Origin of the sequence: Microbacterium sp. NPDC077184 (assembly GCF_040687055.1) — a bacterium.
In the GTDB taxonomy this organism is placed as follows: Bacteria; Actinomycetota; Actinomycetes; order Actinomycetales; family Microbacteriaceae; genus Microbacterium.
Genome location: NZ_JBFBMM010000009.1, coordinates 104,419 through 118,903, shown reverse-complemented (window position 1 = coordinate 118,903; position 14,485 = coordinate 104,419). Strand labels below are relative to the sequence as shown.

The window sequence follows — 14,485 nt, the reverse complement described above, 5'->3', positions numbered from 1 at the left end:
CGGCGCTGTCAGCGGGTGCGAGGCATCCGCTGACAGCTCGGACAGAAGTGGCTCGAACGGTTCATGAACGACACCCTCGCGATCGGCCGACCGCAACGGTGACAGGGTGCGCCGGTGCGCCCGTAGGCGTGCAGCGAATGGGCGAAGTAGCCGGCCTGCCCGTTGACGTTGACGTACTGCGCGTCGAAACTCGTCCCGCCCTCCGCCAGGGCCTTGTCGAGCACGGCCCTGATCTCGGCGAGGAGCCGAGTGACGTGGCGCGCCGACAGCGCCTCGGCCGGCGTCTCCGGATGGATGCGTGCACCCCAGAGCGCCTCGTCGGCGTAGATGTTGCCGATGCCGCTGATGACGGTCTGATCGAGCAGCACCCGCTTGATCGCCGAGCGTTTGCGGGCCCACAGCCGACGGAGGCGGGTCTCATCGAGCGCCGGATCGAGGGGATCGCGGGCGATGTGCGCGACCTGCGCAGGAACGGTGGCGTCGTCGGCGCCGTAACCACCGGGCGCGGCGTCCGCCGTCGGCAGGAGCGGATCGAGCGCGAGCGATCCGAACGTACGCTGATCCGCGAAGACCACGGCGAGAGCGCCGTGACGAGGGTGGTCGATGTCGAGACGGATGCGCTCATGGCGCTCGACCGGTGCGCCGGAGGCACGGAGCAGCATCTGGCCGCTCATCCCGAGGTGTGCCACGACGGCACGGGCGGCGTCGGAGCTGTCCGCAGGCGTGAACGGCATCCACAGGAACTTCCCCCGCCTGCACACGGCGACGACACGCGCGCCCCGAAGGCTGGGCTCGAAGTCGTCGACGGATCCCGGGTGTCGGGTGAGTGCGCGTGCATCGTGCACCGTGACCGCGGACACCGTCGCATCCACCAGAGCGGGCGCGAGCCCCGAGCGCACGACTTCCACTTCGGGAAGCTCAGGCACGACCGGACAGCTCCCTCCACGCCGTCAGCGCGGCCGCCATCTCGGCGTGCTTCTTGCTGCGGCCGATTCCCTCCGAACGGATGCCCGCGACATCGACGACCGCAGTGAAGGTGCGGTCGTGATCGGGCCCCTCCGCGGTCACGATGTACGCCGGCGCGACGGAGCCCAGCCGCGCTGCGGCCTCTTGGAGGGCCGTCTTCGGATCCACCGCGGCGCCGTAGCGCTCGGGATCGGCCAAGAGGGGTTCCAGCAGGCGGTGGACGAGTGCGGTGGCGGCGTCCGGTCCGACGGACAGGTAGGTCGCGCCGATGACCGCCTCCGTGGTGTCCGCGAGGATCGAGTCTTTGTCGCGGCCGCCGGTCTGATTCTCGCCGCGCCCGAGCTTCACATGCGCGCCCAGGCCGATGCTCCGGGCCACTTCCGCCAGCGCGAGCGTGGACACGACCGCGGCGCGCCTCTTGGCGAGCGCTCCCTCGTCGAGCTCAGGATGCCGGGTGTACAACAGCACCGTGACGGCTTGACCGAGGACGGCGTCGCCCAGGAACTCGAGACGCTCGTTGTGCGGGCCCTGCCCGTTCTCGTACGCCCAGGAGCGATGCGTGAGGGCCAGCGACAGAAGCTCGGGGTCGATATCGACCCCGAGCTTGTCGGTGAGACTGTTCATCGCCGCGTCGGAGGTGACTTCCGCGCGGGCGTGATCAGACGTCGGCGACCTTCCGGCCCTTGTACTCCAGGAACAGCTCCGTGCCCTGCGAGTCGGTGACGACCTTCGCCTGGTGGGGACGGCTGTAGACGACCTTGCCGTTCTCGATGGTCTTCACCAGCGTGGGGGCCTCGGCCTTCCACTGCGCGCGGCGCGAGCGGGTGTTCGAACGGGAGACTTTCCGCTTCGGGGGGTTACCTGCCATGGCTGACTCTCTTCTGTCGGGGGCGCCGTGACCTCACGGTCGGGCGTCGGTGTCGTGGTCTGGGGTGAAGTCCTGCAGCGCGGCCCAGCGCGAATCGATGGGCTCACCCTGCGGTGAGCCGGTGCTCACGGTCAGCCTCTCGCCCGTGGCCGGATCAAGGCCGGGGCAATCCGGCTGACACACCGGCTGAAACGGAAGCGACAGGACGATCGCATCCCTGACCGGAGTTTCAAGATCCACGTGGTCGTCTTGAACCTCGAAGTCAGTTTCTTCCGACCCAGAATACGCGAAAAGCTCCTGGATCTCGACTTCGACGGGCTCGGCGATGTCGGTGAGGCATCGACCGCACACTCCGGAGTACCTCGTGTCGAGCTCCGCGGTGGCCAGAATCCCCTCGTGGACCGATTCCAGACGGAGACGCACGACGAGTTCCTCCCCCTCCGCGACGGAGACCAGACCCTCGCCCCACTTCTCCGGAACCGGAAGCGCGAGGTCGTGCTCCCGCATCTCGCCGGGGCGGTACATGATGTCGCGTACCGGGACCACGAGCGGACCGTTCACATGCTTCTTAGCCACGGTCGTCCATGCTAGCGGCGTCGGTCTGTACGTCGGCCGCACGCTCGTCGCCGCCGCGGTCCAGAAAGCGCGCGACGGCATCCGGCACGAACGGCGAGACATCACCGCCGAGAGCGGCGACCTGACGCACCAGAGAACTCGACACCAGTGCATGGGCGGGGTCCGGAAGCAGGAAGACGGTCTCGACGTGCGCGAGGTGCCGGTTGACGATGGCCATCGGCGTCTCGTAGACGACGTCCACCTGCGAGCGGATCCCCTTCACCAGAACGCCGGCACCGACGTCCGTGGCGTAGTCCACCAGAAGTCCGACGCTCCAGGATGCGACCACCACGTCACCGGCGATCTGCTCGTCGGAGATGGCTTGCTCGAGAAGGGACAGCCGCTGGGCGATGGGGAGCATCGCCTCCTTCTCCGGGTTGTGCACCACCAGCACGTGGAGCTGATCGTAGAGCGCCGCCGCGCGACGGATCACGTCGAGATGACCGAGAGTGGGCGGGTCGAAGGACCCGGGAACGACGGCGATCCGGCTGTTCATGCGGCTCAGCCTAACGGTGGTCGACCTCAGGATCGTCCGAGTGCCGCGCGCTCCTCCGCGCTCATGCGGCGCTCGACCGCCTCCGCGAGTCCGGGATGCCGGACGAGCGCGGGGTCGTCCGTCAGGACCTTCTCCGCAGCATGCCGGGCCACGAGGATGAGCTCGGCATCCGTGACGACGCGGAGGAGGCGCAGCGACGAACGCGCGCCCGACTGCAGATCGCCGAGCACGTCGCCCTCTCCGCGGAGCTCGAGATCGACCTCCGCGAGGTGGAAGCCGTCGAGCGTGGACGCGACGGCCTCGACGCGCGAACGGGAGGACGAGCCGACCTTCGCCTCGGTCACGAGCAGGCAGAGACCCGGCACACCCCCGCGCCCCACACGGCCGCGGAGCTGGTGAAGCTGGGACACCCCGAAGCGATCGGCTTCGAGGATCACCATCGTCGAGGCATTGGGGACGTCGACACCGACTTCGATCACGGTCGTCGCCACGAGCACATCGATGTCTCCGCGTGCGAACGCCTGCATCACGGCGTCCTTCTCGTCGGCCGGCATCTTGCCGTGCAGCGGTTCGACCCGGAGCGTCGCGTACGACGGATGCCTCGACAGCAGGTCGATCACCTGCGCGACACCCCACCGCGTCCTCGCGGGCGGGGTGACCTCCGCGCCGTTCACGGTGTCGCCGACGGTGTCCGGAGGATCGTCCGTCGCGTCGGGGGCGTCTTCGTCGGTCACGGCGTCGGCGCCGGTCAGCGCGTCCGCATCGATCGCGGCGCAGACGACGAAGGCCTGACGGCCGGCGGCGACCTCCTCGACGATGCGGTCCCAGACGCGCGCGAACCAACTCGGATGCTCGGCGAGGGGCGCGACGTGGGTGCTGATCCCCGCGCGTCCTTCCGGCATGGTCCGGATGGTCGAGACGTCGAGGTCGCCGAAGACCGTCATCGCGACGGTGCGTGGGATCGGCGTGGCCGTGAGGACCAGCGTGTGCGGAGCCTGACCCTTCGCGCGGAGCGCCTCGCGCTGGGCGACCCCGAACCGGTGCTGCTCGTCCACGACGACCAGTCCGAGGTCGGCGAAGGTGGTCGAGGCACTGAGGAGCGCGTGGGTGCCGACGACGATGCGCGCCTGCCCGGACGCGACACGGAGCGCCGCTTTCCGCCGCTCCGGCGCCGACATCTGACCGGTCAGGAGTGTCGGCATGAGTTCGGGGGCGAGCGTGGGTCCGAGCATCCGCGTGATCGATCGCAGGTGCTGCCCGGCCAGGACCTCTGTGGGGGCGATGAGCGCCGCCTGCCCGCCGGAGTCCGCCACCTGGAGCATGGCGCGGAGCGCGACGAGGGTCTTGCCCGATCCGACTTCGCCCTGGACGAGCCGGTTCATCGGGTGAGCCCGGCGGAGGTCGCCCTCGATCTCGCCACCGACGTCCACCTGATCGGGGGTGAGTGCGAACGGCAGTGCGGAGTCGAACGCCTCCCGCAGCGCACCCGGTGCGCGGGGGGTCGCTCCCCAGGAACGCACGAAGGCGCGCTGCTGCAGGAGCGCGGACTGCAGGATGAACGCCTCGTGCATGCGCAGCGTCTGGCGCGCCGCATCGATCTCTTCGAAGCTCCGCGGACGATGGATGTGCTCAATCGCGGTGCGGGCATCGAGGAGGTGCATGCGTTCCCGGAAGTCCGCTGGCAGCGGCTCGGACACGTCCACGAGGCCGTCGAGCACCAGCTCGACGACGGTCGCGACCTTCCAGCTGGAGACCGAGGCGGTCGCCGGATAGATCGGGATCGGCAGGTTCGCATTGGCCTGAGCGGTCTGCATGGCCGTCGCCGCATCGTCGAAGAGCTGGTAGTCGGGGTGCGCCAGTTGGAGGGTGTCGCGGTACTGCCCGACCTTCCCGGCGAAGATGCCCCGCCGTCCGGGAACGAGGTCCTTCGCCCGCCAGGCCTGGTTGAAGAAGGTGAGCGTGATCTCGCCGATCCCGTCGCTGATGACGACCTCGAGGATCAGACCGCTGCGCTGGCGCATGCGGCGCTCGCGGACGCGCCTGACCTCGGCGACGATCGTCACAGGCTCCCCCACCGGCAGCGCCATGATGGGCGTCAGCTCGCCTCGACGGGCGTAGCGGCGCGGATAGTGCTGGAGGAGATCGGCGACCGTCTTCATGCCGAAGGCACGGTCGAAGGCCTTCGCCGTCTTCTCGCCGACCGCTGCGCTCAGTCGCGAGTCGAGCGTGAGCGGCGTCATGCCTCGAGTCTAGATTCCGGTTCGGACACCGCCTGCCCGGGTCACGCGGGGAAGATGTCGGCGACGATCTCCGAGAGGAAGGCCCGGGCGTTCCGGTTCACGGACGACAGATAGATCCACACGTCCTCCCGGGCGACGATGACCTCTTCCGTCTCCGGCGTGCCCCCGGCCACCTGGCAGAACTGCGCACCGAAGTCCTCCGCCGGCTGGCATTCCCACCCGTCCGCGGTCAACGCGTCCAGCCCCGCCGTCTCCGCCGCGTCATCCGCGGTGCTGATCAGCAGGAGGACGCCGCTGGCCTCGCCGACGATCCAATCGCAGCCGAGGGCGAGTGCGGCTCCGTCCGGCGCGGGGCGGACGAAGTCGGCGCCGTCGCTCTGCAGCGTCATGTCGCCGACGGTCTCCGCGCGGGTCGCCTCGCTCGCGAGCATCCCGCAGTCGGTGGGGAGGACCGCCGAGGATGCCGGAGGATCGGGCTCCGCGGTCGGCTCGGGGTCGGAGGTCGGGGTGGCGGATGCGGGAGCCGCCGCCGTCGGGGTGGTCCCACCGTCCTCGGCGACGCACCCCCCGAGGACGAAGGCTCCGGCGCATATCGTCGCGAGCAGGGTCAGACGTAGACGACCGTTCATATCGAACCTCCGCGTTCGTTCACTCCACCCCCGGGGCGATCATAGCGATCGCTATCGTGTACGTGTGACCCGCATCATCTCCGGACGCGCCGGCTCCGTTCGCCTGGATGTGCCGGCGTCCGGCACGCGCCCGACGAGTGATCGTGTGCGCGAGTCGATCTTCTCCACGCTCGAGGCCGCGGATCTGGTATCGGGGGCGCGGGTTCTGGATCTGTACGCCGGCTCCGGGGCGCTGGGGCTCGAAGCGATCAGCCGCGGCGCGGCGAGCGTCGATCTGGTCGAGAAGGCACCACAGGCGGCCGCGATCATCTCCGCGAACGCGGCGCGGGTCCGCAAGGCGGTGGGATCGGGCGCCGAGATCAGGGTGCATCGACGCGCGGTGGATGCCTACCTCTCCGGGGCGCGCGACGCGTGGGACCTGGTGTTCATCGATCCGCCCTACGACCTGTCGGCGACCGACCTCGCGACCTGCCTCGATCGGGTCGGCGAACTGCTCGCCGACGGCGGTCGCGTCGTCGTCGAGCGGGCGTCGCGGTCGGATCCACCGCGTTGGCCGCACTCGCTCGCGCCCCGTCGGGAGAAGCGTTACGGAGACACCACGGTCTGGCATGCCGTTGTCGGCGAATCCGAGGATCAGCCCCGCCCGCGATCCCAGTCCTGATACGGATCCCAGCCACCGCGGCCGCGGGGCTCCTCGCCGTCGACGAGCACCCCGGGAGCCGCGCCTTGGCGGACGCGGCCGATGGCCGCGAACGACCCTGGGAGCCGGACGCCGGCGGGGAAGGTCGCGAGGAGCGCGTGGTCCTCACCTCCGGTGAGGGCCATGGGCACATCCCCTCCGAGCGCGGAGGAATCGATGTCGAGCGTCACCGCCGACGCGCGCGCCATCCGGGCGGCGTCCAGCAGCAGACCGTCCGAGACGTCCATCATGGCCGTCGCGCCCGCCTCCGCCGCGCGCCGTCCGTCAGCGATCGGCGGTCGGGGACGGAGCTGGGCGTCGAGATCCGCGCGTTCGTCACCTGTGAGATCCGCGGTACGCGGAGGGACGGGTCGTCCTTCGCCGTCGCGGAAGCGTTCGAAGAGCAGGGACAGGCCCCGCGCGGCGGGACCGAGACGGCCGCTCACGGCGAGCACATCGCCGGCGCGGGCGCCCGAGCGTGTGACGGGTTCGGTCCCCTCGAGCACACCCAGGGCGGTCACCGCGGCGGTCAGCGTGTCGGAGACGGCCAGGTCTCCGCCGTCCACCGCGCAGCCCGGCGCGAGCTCCGCGCACGCGGCCCGGAGCCCGTCGGCGATGGCGCCGACCTCCCCCAGCGTCGTCTCGGGCGGCATCGCCAGCGCGACCAGCAGGGATGTCGGACGCGCGCCCATGGCCGCGATGTCCGCGAGGTTCACGGCGGCCGCCTTCCACCCGAGCGAGAATCCGTCGGTCCAGGCCGTGCGGAAGTCGGGCCCGTGGACGAGGGTGTCGACGCTCGCCACGATCCGACCACCGGGCGCGGCGAGCACGGCGGCGTCGTCGCCGGGACCGAGCAGCGCGTCCGTCGGGCCGACCCTGTCCAGGATGTGGGCGAGGACCGTGCGCTCGTCGAGGTCGCCCACGCGGGCATCGGATCCGGTCATCCGCTCCAGGTTAGCCTGGGAGCGTGCGTGCATTCTCCCGGCTGCTGACGGCCTCCGCCCTCGTCGCGACCCTGGCCGCGTTGGCGGGGTGCGCCCCCACGATCGCGATGGAAGCGGCCCCGCAGTCCAATGATCCTGCATGCGCGGACGTGATGGTGCGCCTGCCCGATCAGGTGGACGGCGAACCGCGACGGTGGACCGACGCGCAGGCCACGGCCGCATGGGGCGAGCCGAGTGCGACGATCCTCTTCACCTGCGGGCTCGAGCCGATCGGACCGACGACGCTCCCCTGCCAGACGGTGGCGGGGGTGGACTGGGTCATCGACGAGTCCGACGCCCCGCGCTACCGGGTGACGACGTTCGGTCGGATGCCGGCGGTCGAGCTCTACCTCGACAACGAGCGCGTCTCGAGCGCGGAGGTGCTGGACCGCCTGTCCGCCCTGGTCTCCGTCCTTCCCACCGATGGATCACGCTGCCTCGAGCGCGGAGACACCCCCGACCTTGAGGGCTGATCAGGGCACGCGCTCGAGAGCCGTGTCGATGAGTTCGGAGATGAGTTCCGCGTAGCTCATCCCCGAGGCGATCCAGCACTTCGGGAACATCGAGATGGGCGTGAACCCGGGCATCGTGTTCAGCTCGTTCACCACGAGCTTCCCATCGGGTGTGGCGAAGAAGTCCACCCGCGCCAAACCCCGGCCGTCGACCGCCTCGAACGCGCGGACCCCGAGGCTCTGGACCGCATCGACCTCGGGTGCGCTCAGGTCCGCGGGGCAGACGACCTCGGCGCCGTCGCCGCCGAGGTACTTCCCCTCGAAGTCGTAGAACTCCCGTGTGGTCAGCACGATCTCGCCCGGCAGCGAAGCCCGCGGCGCTGCGCCGCCGCGTCCTTCGAGGATGGCGACCTCGACCTCACGGCCGACGATCGCGGTCTCGATCAGCACCTTGTCGTCCTCGGCGAAGGCGAGCTCGAGCGCCGCAGCCAGTTCGCCGGGTTCATGGACCTTCGACACGCCGACGCTCGACCCCGCGCGTGCCGGTTTGACGAAGACCGTGGCACCGAGGTCCGCGGCCTCCGCCCGGACGACGTCCGGCTCGCGACTCCACCGGCGACGCGTGACGGTCACCCACGGCGTCACGGGAACGCCCGCGGCCGCGAGCACGATCTTCATGAAGTGCTTGTCCATGCACAGCGCGGAGTCCAGGACGCCGCCACCGGCGTACGGCAGGCGAAGCGTGTCGAGGAATCCCTGGACCGTGCCGTCTTCGCCGTGGACGCCGTGGAGGATCGGGAGTACCACATCGACGCGTCCGAGCTCGGCCGTGGTGCCGTCGGCGTCACGCACCCGAAGGGTCTGGTCTCCCCCGCCTTCGGGCCAGAGGACGCGTGTGCCGTTGTCGATCACCTCGGGCAGCCGACCCGCACTCATGGCGAAGTGGTCCGGGTCGTCCACCTCCAGGACGAAGATCCCGTCACGGGTGATGCCCACCGGGATCACCCGATAGCGGTCACGATCGATCGCGCGCAGGACCCCGCCCGCCGTGGCGGAACTGATCGAATGCTCGCTGGAGCGACCTCCGAAGAGCACCACCACCGCCGGCCTGTCCATGCTGTGTCCTCTCCCCCTGCGGGGTGTCGTCATCGGTCGTCAGGTGCGGTGCGATGTCCCTCGGGTCCATCGTCCCGTCCAGCACCATCTTCACCTGCTCCACGATCGGCATCTGCACGCCCACTTCGCGGGCGAGCTGAAGAATCGGGGCGACCGACGCCAGGCCCTCGGCGGTCTGCTGCATCTGCTTCACCACGTCCTGGAAGGAGTAGCCCTGTCCGAGCAACCTCCCGGCCGTGTTGTTGCGGCTGAGGGGCGACTGGCACGTGGCGATGAGGTCACCGAGGCCCGCGAGGCCCTGGAGGGTGCCGGGCTGGGCGCCGTAGGCGACCGCGAAATCCGTCATCTCCACCAGTCCGCGCGTGATGATCGATGCCTTGGTGTTCTCGCCGTAGCCGACGCCGTCGACGATTCCGATGGCGACCGCGATGAGGTTCTTCAACACCCCGCCGAACTCGGTCCCGATCACGTCGGTGTTCACGAACGTCCGGAAGTACCGGTTGCGGCACCGTCGGGCGACGGCGTCGGCCGTGTCCTGGTCGGTCGAGGAGATGACGGCGGCGGTGGGCTGCTCGCGGGCGATCTCGAGAGCGAGGTTCGGACCCGAGGCGACGGCGATCCGCGCGGGATCGCAGTGCAGCTCCTGCTCGATCACCTGGCTCATCCGGAGCCCGGTCCTCTTCTCGACGCCCTTCATAAGCGAGACGACGGGCGCTTCGGTGCGGAGGAGGAGCGGGCGCAGGGCCTTCAGGTTCTGGCGAACGGCCTGGCTCGGGATCGAGAGGTACACCTGCTCGGCGCCCTCGAGCGCCTCGGAAAGATGGTGCGTCGCGGACATCTCCCGCGGCAGGTTGACCCCGGGCAGGTACTCCGTGTTGCGCTTGGCCTCTTGGATCTCCGCCGCGAGCTCCGGCCGCCGCGCCCACATCGTCACGTGTGCGCCGCCGTCGGCGAGGATCTTTCCGAACGTCGTGCCCCAGCTGCCCGCGCCGATGACGGTGACACGGGGGCGGGAGGAATCCTGTCTACGGGTCAAGGCGACCGGTCTCCTTCTGCCCATGCTGGCTGGGATCCCATCGGGCGGGTGGAGCCGTCTCGCCGCGGAGCCGCGAGAGAAGCGCGGAGATCTCCCCCATCACCTCGTCCGTGGCCGCGATCAACGTGCCCGGCTGGCTCAGTGTGGCACCGCGCGCGGCGAGGTCGATCGGATCACCGACGATCACCCGCACCCGACGGCGCGGAGGCCACATCCGGAACTTCCCGTAGCGGGGCATGACTTGCTGCACACCCCAGTGCGCCATCGGAACGACCGGGATGCCGCCGGCGAGAGCCAGCCGCGCGGCACCGGTCTTGCCGCGCATCGGCCACAGATCCGGCTCGCGCGTGAGCGTGCCTTCGGGGTACACGATCACCCCACGCCCGTGACGAACGAGGGTCTCGGCCGCCTCCAGCGTCTGACGCGCCGCCGACGCGGAGGAGGACCGCGCCACGGGCACCATGCCGGTGCTCCGGAGGATCCAGCCGAGGACGGGGACGCGGAAGAGGCTCTCCTTCGCCATGAACCGGGGGGCCCGGCCCATGCGCCACACCGCGAGGGCGACGGCGAGGGGGTCGACCTCGGAGTAGTGGTTCGGGGCGAGGACGTACGCACCGTTTCGAGGAAGCTTCTCGGCTCCCTCGATCTCGATCTTCATCAGCACGCTGATCAGCGGCACGGCGACCGCGGCGAGCGGCCAGAAGGCGCTCGGACGCGACTTCTCCGGCGACGCGCGATGCAGGGACCGAGCCATCATCAGCCGATGACGTCGTAGTCGGCGCCGAGCGCGTCCAGCTTGTCGAGGAGCTTCTCGTACCCCCGGCGCAGGATCCCGACGTTGCGCACCGTGGACTCCCCCTCGGCCGCGAGTGCGGCGATGAGATAGCTGTACCCGCCGCGGAGATCGGGGACGACCACGTCCGCACCGTGCAGCGGCGTGGGACCCGTGATGACCGCGGCCTGCTCGAGCGCGCGACGCGGGACGCGGCGATCGGGGCTCGCAAGGCCCTGGGGATGGACGACGATGTCGGCGCCCATCTGCACGAGCGCCTCGGTGAAACCGAGCCTGTTCTCGTAGACGGTCTCATGGACCACCGAAGTGCCCTCGGCCTGGGTGAGCGCGACGATCAGCGGCTGCTGCCAGTCGGTCATGAAGCCGGGGTGGACGTCGGTCTCGACCATCACGGGCTTCAAGGCCTCGTCGCGTCGGAAACGGATGCCGTCCTCGTGCACGTCGAACCACCCGCCCGCCTTGCGGAAGACGTTCAGGAACGTCAGCATCTCCTGCTGCCGCGCGCCTCCGACGAAGATGTCCCCGTCGGTGGCCAGGGCCGCGCACGCCCAGGACGCGGCCTCGTTGCGGTCGAAGATGCAGCGGTGATCGTATCCGCGGAGCTTCTCGACGCCCTCGATGAGGATCACGCGATTCGGCTCGTAGGAGATGATCGCGCCCATCTTCTGCAGGACGGCGATGAGATCCATGATCTCCGGCTCGATCGCGGCGTTGCGCAGCTCCGTCACGCCGCGGGCGCGGACGGCGGTGAGCAGGACCTGTTCCGTCGCCCCGACGCTCGGGTAGGGCAGTTCGATGTCCGCGCCGTGGAGGCCGTTGGGCGCCGTGATCCGGATGCCCTCGTAGCTCTTGTCCACGACGGCGCCGAAGGCGCGGAGCGCGTCCATGTGGAAGTTGATCGGACGGTCGCCGATGCGGCAGCCCCCGAGATCCGGGATGAGCGCCTCGCCGAGCAGGTGCAGCAGGGGTCCGCAGAAGAGGATCGGGATGCGGGATGCCCCGGCGTGCGCATCGATCTCCTCGAAGTGGGCCGAGACCGCCCCGCTCGGGTCGAGGCGGAGCGAGCCGGCCTCGTCACCGTCGCGCACGGTGACACCGTGCACTTCGAGGAGCGAGCGCACGACCTGCACGTCGCTGATGTCCGGCACATCGCGCAGGACACTGGCGGTCTCCCCGAGGAGCGCCGCCACCATCGCCTTGGTCGCGAGGTTCTTCGCGCCCTTCACCTCGACCCGACCGGTCAGCGGACGTCCGCCGCGGATCGCCAGGACTTCTCCGGCGGTCTCGCGGGGAGACAAGGTGGTCTCGGCATCGCCGACGAGTGACTTCATGCAGGGGACCTCACTATGTGTCTCGAGGATGGCTGGCCGCAGGACGCGCTTGTGGCGCGCTGTGCCCTATGGCGTGCTCTCGGCCGGAACCGGGAGCGTGCGGGGCCGCCATGCCTCGCGCCGAGCTTCGAAATCCGCGATCCGATCTGCGTTCCGCAGGGTGAGCCCGATGTCGTCGAGCCCTTCGAGAAGCCGCCACCTAGTGTAATCGTCGATGTCGAACGACACCTGGAGGGGGTCGATGCCGCGCTCCGCGTCGCCGTGGACGGTCGCGGTCCGGGCGCGGAGGTCGACCGTGACGGTCGTGCCCGGCCGGGCGTCGATCGCCGCCCAGATGGACTCGAGGTCGGCCTCGGAGACCACTCCGGTGACGAGGCCCTGCTTACCTGCGTTGCCGCGGAAGATGTCGGCGAACTTCGTGCTCAGCACGACGCGGAACCCGAAGTCCCGCAGCGCCCACACGGCGTGCTCACGGCTGGATCCCGTACCGAAGTCCGGTCCCGCGACGAGCACGGACGCACGGGCGAACTCAGGCCGATTCAGGACGAAGTCCGGATCCTGGCGCCAGTTCGCGAACAGCGCGTCGTCGAACCCGGTCTTCGTGACCCGCTTGAGGTACACAGCGGGGATGATCTGATCGGTGTCCACCGCCGAGCGGTGCAACGGGGCGGCGACACCGGTGTGCGTCTCGAAGGCATCCATGTCAGGCCTCGACCTTCTCACGTGCGGGCAGATCGGACGGGCTGGCGAGACGTCCGAGGACGGCGGTCGCGGCCGCGACCAGCGGAGACACCAGATGGGTGCGACCCCCCTTGCCCTGCCGGCCCTCGAAGTTCCGGTTGCTGGTCGACGCGCACCTCTCCCCCGGTGCCAGCTGATCGGGGTTCATCCCGAGGCACATCGAGCATCCGGCGAAGCGCCACTCCGCACCGAAGTCGAGGAACACCTTGTCGAGGCCCTCGGCCTCGGCTTCCAGTCGCACGCGGGCCGAACCGGGGACGACCATAACGCGCACGCCTTCCGCCTTGGTCCGCCCCTCGATCAGCGATGCGAACGCTCGGAGGTCCTCGATGCGGCTGTTCGTGCACGAGCCCATGAACACCGCGTCGACGGGGACGTCCTTCAGCCGGGTGCCGGGGACGAGATCCATGTACTCGAGCGCCCGCTCCGCTGCCGCGCGCTCGTTGGGATCGGCGAAGTCCTCGGGCGAGGGGACCACGTCGCTCAGCGACACGCCCTGGCCCGGGTTCGTCCCCCAGGTCACGAAAGGTTCGAGGGCGTTCGCATCGAGGAAGACCTCGGCGTCGTAGACGGCCCCCTCGTCGCTCGGGAGCGTGCGCCAGTAGGCGACCGCATCGTCCCAGTCCTGCCCGTGCGGGGCGTGAGGCTTGCCCTTGACGTAAGCGAAGGTGGTCTCATCGGGCGCGACCATTCCCGCGCGCGCACCGGCTTCGATGGACATGTTGCAGATCGTCATCCGGCCTTCCATCGACAGCGCACGGATGGCGGAGCCACGGAATTCCAGGACGTAGCCCTGACCGCCGTTGGTCCCGATCTTCGCAATCACGGCGAGGATGATGTCCTTCGCCGTCACACCGGGCTTGAGTTCGCCCTCGACCGTGATCGCCATGGTCTTGAAGGGCTTGAGGGGCAGAGTCTGGGTCGCCAGGACATGCTCGACCTCGCTGGTGCCGATGCCGAACGCCATCGCGCCGAAGGCGCCGTGAGTGGAGGTGTGGCTGTCACCGCAGACGACCGTGATGCCCGGCATCGTCAACCCCAACTGGGGCCCCACGACGTGGACGATCCCCTGCTCCTTGTCTCCGAGCGAATGGAGCCGGACGCCGAACTCCGCCGCGTTGCGTCGCAACGTCTCGATCTGGGTGCGACTGGTGAGGTCGGCGATCGGCTTGTCGATGTCCCACGTCGGCGTGTTGTGGTCCTCGGTCGCGATCGTGAGATCCAGCCGCCGCACCGGGCGCCCTTCCGCACGGAGTCCGTCGAACGCCTGCGGGCTGGTCACCTCGTGGACGAGGTGCAGGTCGATGTAGATGAGGTCGGGCTGGCCGTCCTCGCCCCTGACGACCAGGTGGTCGTCCCACACCTTCTCGGCGAGGGTGCGCGGGCGGGCGGGGATGCCGTCGGGATCGATCGTGCTCATGTCTGTGTGGTTCTCCTCGAGAGGGGGCGACGCCCCGAAGGGTCGGCCCGTGACGGACTCCGCGACGAGAAGGGCCTAGGACAAGGTCTCGTCGCGGCTGCGAAGGAGAAGACCCACGGC

The 14,485-nt window shown here is 69.7% G+C and carries 16 protein-coding genes; 2 read left to right on the top strand and 14 right to left on the bottom strand.

Annotated features, from left to right (window positions below; all coding sequences use genetic code 11):
- Positions 1-8 precede the first annotated feature (8 nt).
- The 7 genes from mutM to AB0O93_RS15015 are packed head-to-tail and all read right to left on the bottom strand — an operon-like array spanning position 9 to position 5,814.
- The gene (gene mutM / locus AB0O93_RS15045) at positions 9-926 is read right to left on the bottom strand and encodes a bifunctional DNA-formamidopyrimidine glycosylase/DNA-(apurinic or apyrimidinic site) lyase (protein WP_363344691.1); all 918 of its coding nucleotides are present in this window, start codon (positions 924-926) and stop codon (positions 9-11) included.
- A complete protein-coding gene (rnc, locus tag AB0O93_RS15040) occupies positions 919-1,590 on the bottom strand; it encodes a ribonuclease III (protein ID WP_363344689.1) in 672 nt (223 codons plus the stop codon). The genes mutM and rnc overlap by 8 nt, the downstream gene beginning before the upstream one ends.
- Positions 1,591-1,624: 34 nt before the next feature.
- Positions 1,625-1,834, bottom strand: a complete 210-nt coding sequence (rpmF, locus tag AB0O93_RS15035; RefSeq protein WP_019179169.1) for a 50S ribosomal protein L32 — start codon at positions 1,832-1,834, stop codon at positions 1,625-1,627.
- A 33-nt stretch (positions 1,835-1,867) separates the two neighbouring features.
- Positions 1,868-2,395: a DUF177 domain-containing protein gene (locus AB0O93_RS15030; protein ID WP_363344764.1), complete on the bottom strand. Its 528-nt coding sequence runs from the start codon at positions 2,393-2,395 to the stop codon at positions 1,868-1,870.
- A gap of 7 nt (positions 2,396-2,402) precedes the next feature.
- A complete protein-coding gene (gene coaD, locus AB0O93_RS15025; RefSeq protein ID WP_363344686.1) occupies positions 2,403-2,945 on the bottom strand; it encodes a pantetheine-phosphate adenylyltransferase in 543 nt (180 codons plus the stop codon).
- Between the two features lie 26 nt (positions 2,946-2,971).
- Entirely contained in the window at positions 2,972-5,185 is a 2,214-nt protein-coding gene (locus tag AB0O93_RS15020; protein ID WP_363344684.1) for an ATP-dependent DNA helicase RecG, read from the bottom strand.
- Between the two features lie 41 nt (positions 5,186-5,226).
- Positions 5,227-5,814 (bottom strand): hypothetical protein, encoded by a 588-nt coding sequence (locus AB0O93_RS15015; RefSeq protein WP_363344683.1) that lies wholly within the window; start codon positions 5,812-5,814, stop codon positions 5,227-5,229.
- A gap of 64 nt (positions 5,815-5,878) precedes the next feature.
- Between AB0O93_RS15015 and rsmD the strand changes: the two genes are divergently transcribed.
- Positions 5,879-6,475, top strand: coding sequence for a 16S rRNA (guanine(966)-N(2))-methyltransferase RsmD (gene rsmD, locus AB0O93_RS15010; RefSeq protein WP_363344681.1), 597 nt, complete (start codon positions 5,879-5,881; stop codon positions 6,473-6,475).
- On the opposite strand, the gene thiL is transcribed toward rsmD, so the two are convergent.
- Positions 6,448-7,437: a thiamine-phosphate kinase gene (gene thiL / locus AB0O93_RS15005; protein WP_363344679.1), complete on the bottom strand. Its 990-nt coding sequence runs from the start codon at positions 7,435-7,437 to the stop codon at positions 6,448-6,450. The genes rsmD and thiL overlap by 28 nt on opposite strands.
- A gap of 23 nt (positions 7,438-7,460) precedes the next feature.
- On the opposite strand from thiL, the gene AB0O93_RS15000 reads away from it, so the two are divergent.
- The gene (locus AB0O93_RS15000; protein WP_363344677.1) at positions 7,461-7,949 is read left to right on the top strand and encodes a DUF3515 family protein; all 489 of its coding nucleotides are present in this window, start codon (positions 7,461-7,463) and stop codon (positions 7,947-7,949) included.
- On the opposite strand, the gene AB0O93_RS14995 is transcribed toward AB0O93_RS15000, so the two are convergent.
- The 6 genes from AB0O93_RS14995 to leuC form a co-directional block, all read right to left on the bottom strand.
- Positions 7,950-9,044 (bottom strand): D-alanine--D-alanine ligase family protein, encoded by a 1,095-nt coding sequence (locus AB0O93_RS14995; protein ID WP_363344675.1) that lies wholly within the window; start codon positions 9,042-9,044, stop codon positions 7,950-7,952.
- Entirely contained in the window at positions 8,944-10,104 is a 1,161-nt protein-coding gene (locus AB0O93_RS14990) for an NAD(P)H-dependent glycerol-3-phosphate dehydrogenase (RefSeq protein ID WP_363344673.1), read from the bottom strand. The genes AB0O93_RS14995 and AB0O93_RS14990 overlap by 101 nt, the downstream gene beginning before the upstream one ends.
- The gene (locus tag AB0O93_RS14985) at positions 10,070-10,837 is read right to left on the bottom strand and encodes a lysophospholipid acyltransferase family protein (RefSeq protein WP_363344671.1); all 768 of its coding nucleotides are present in this window, start codon (positions 10,835-10,837) and stop codon (positions 10,070-10,072) included. Before AB0O93_RS14985 ends, AB0O93_RS14990 begins: the two co-directional genes overlap by 35 nt.
- Positions 10,837-12,204, bottom strand: a complete 1,368-nt coding sequence (gene murA / locus AB0O93_RS14980) for a UDP-N-acetylglucosamine 1-carboxyvinyltransferase (RefSeq protein WP_363344669.1) — start codon at positions 12,202-12,204, stop codon at positions 10,837-10,839. The genes AB0O93_RS14985 and murA overlap by 1 nt, the downstream gene beginning before the upstream one ends.
- A gap of 66 nt (positions 12,205-12,270) precedes the next feature.
- Positions 12,271-12,906 carry a 3-isopropylmalate dehydratase small subunit gene (gene leuD / locus AB0O93_RS14975; protein ID WP_363344667.1) on the bottom strand — a complete coding sequence of 212 codons (636 nt, stop codon included), beginning with the start codon at positions 12,904-12,906 and terminating at the stop codon, positions 12,271-12,273.
- A gap of 1 nt (position 12,907) precedes the next feature.
- Positions 12,908-14,365: a 3-isopropylmalate dehydratase large subunit gene (leuC, locus tag AB0O93_RS14970; RefSeq protein WP_363344665.1), complete on the bottom strand. Its 1,458-nt coding sequence runs from the start codon at positions 14,363-14,365 to the stop codon at positions 12,908-12,910.
- Between the last annotated feature and the right edge of the window lie 120 nt (positions 14,366-14,485).

Bases quoted from the DNA above. Each gene is read 5' to 3' on its own strand.
- coaD (WP_363344686.1), bottom strand. From the start codon at position 2,945: ATGAACAGCCGGATCGCCGTCGTTCCCGGGTCCTTCGACCCGCCCACT.
- AB0O93_RS14995 (WP_363344675.1), bottom strand. From the start codon at position 9,044: ATGGACAGGCCGGCGGTGGTGGTGCTCTTCGGAGGTCGCTCCAGCGAG.
- murA (WP_363344669.1), bottom strand. From the start codon at position 12,204: ATGAAGTCACTCGTCGGCGATGCCGAGACCACCTTGTCTCCCCGCGAG.
- rpmF (WP_019179169.1), bottom strand. From the start codon at position 1,834: ATGGCAGGTAACCCCCCGAAGCGGAAAGTCTCCCGTTCGAACACCCGC.
- AB0O93_RS14985 (WP_363344671.1), bottom strand. From the start codon at position 10,837: ATGATGGCTCGGTCCCTGCATCGCGCGTCGCCGGAGAAGTCGCGTCCG.
- thiL (WP_363344679.1), bottom strand. From the start codon at position 7,437: ATGACCGGATCCGATGCCCGCGTGGGCGACCTCGACGAGCGCACGGTC.
- leuD (WP_363344667.1), bottom strand. From the start codon at position 12,906: ATGGATGCCTTCGAGACGCACACCGGTGTCGCCGCCCCGTTGCACCGC.
- AB0O93_RS15015 (WP_363344683.1), bottom strand. From the start codon at position 5,814: ATGAACGGTCGTCTACGTCTGACCCTGCTCGCGACGATATGCGCCGGA.
- AB0O93_RS14990 (WP_363344673.1), bottom strand. From the start codon at position 10,104: ATGGGCAGAAGGAGACCGGTCGCCTTGACCCGTAGACAGGATTCCTCC.
- AB0O93_RS15020 (WP_363344684.1), bottom strand. From the start codon at position 5,185: ATGACGCCGCTCACGCTCGACTCGCGACTGAGCGCAGCGGTCGGCGAG.
- rnc (WP_363344689.1), bottom strand. From the start codon at position 1,590: ATGAACAGTCTCACCGACAAGCTCGGGGTCGATATCGACCCCGAGCTT.
- leuC (WP_363344665.1), bottom strand. From the start codon at position 14,365: ATGAGCACGATCGATCCCGACGGCATCCCCGCCCGCCCGCGCACCCTC.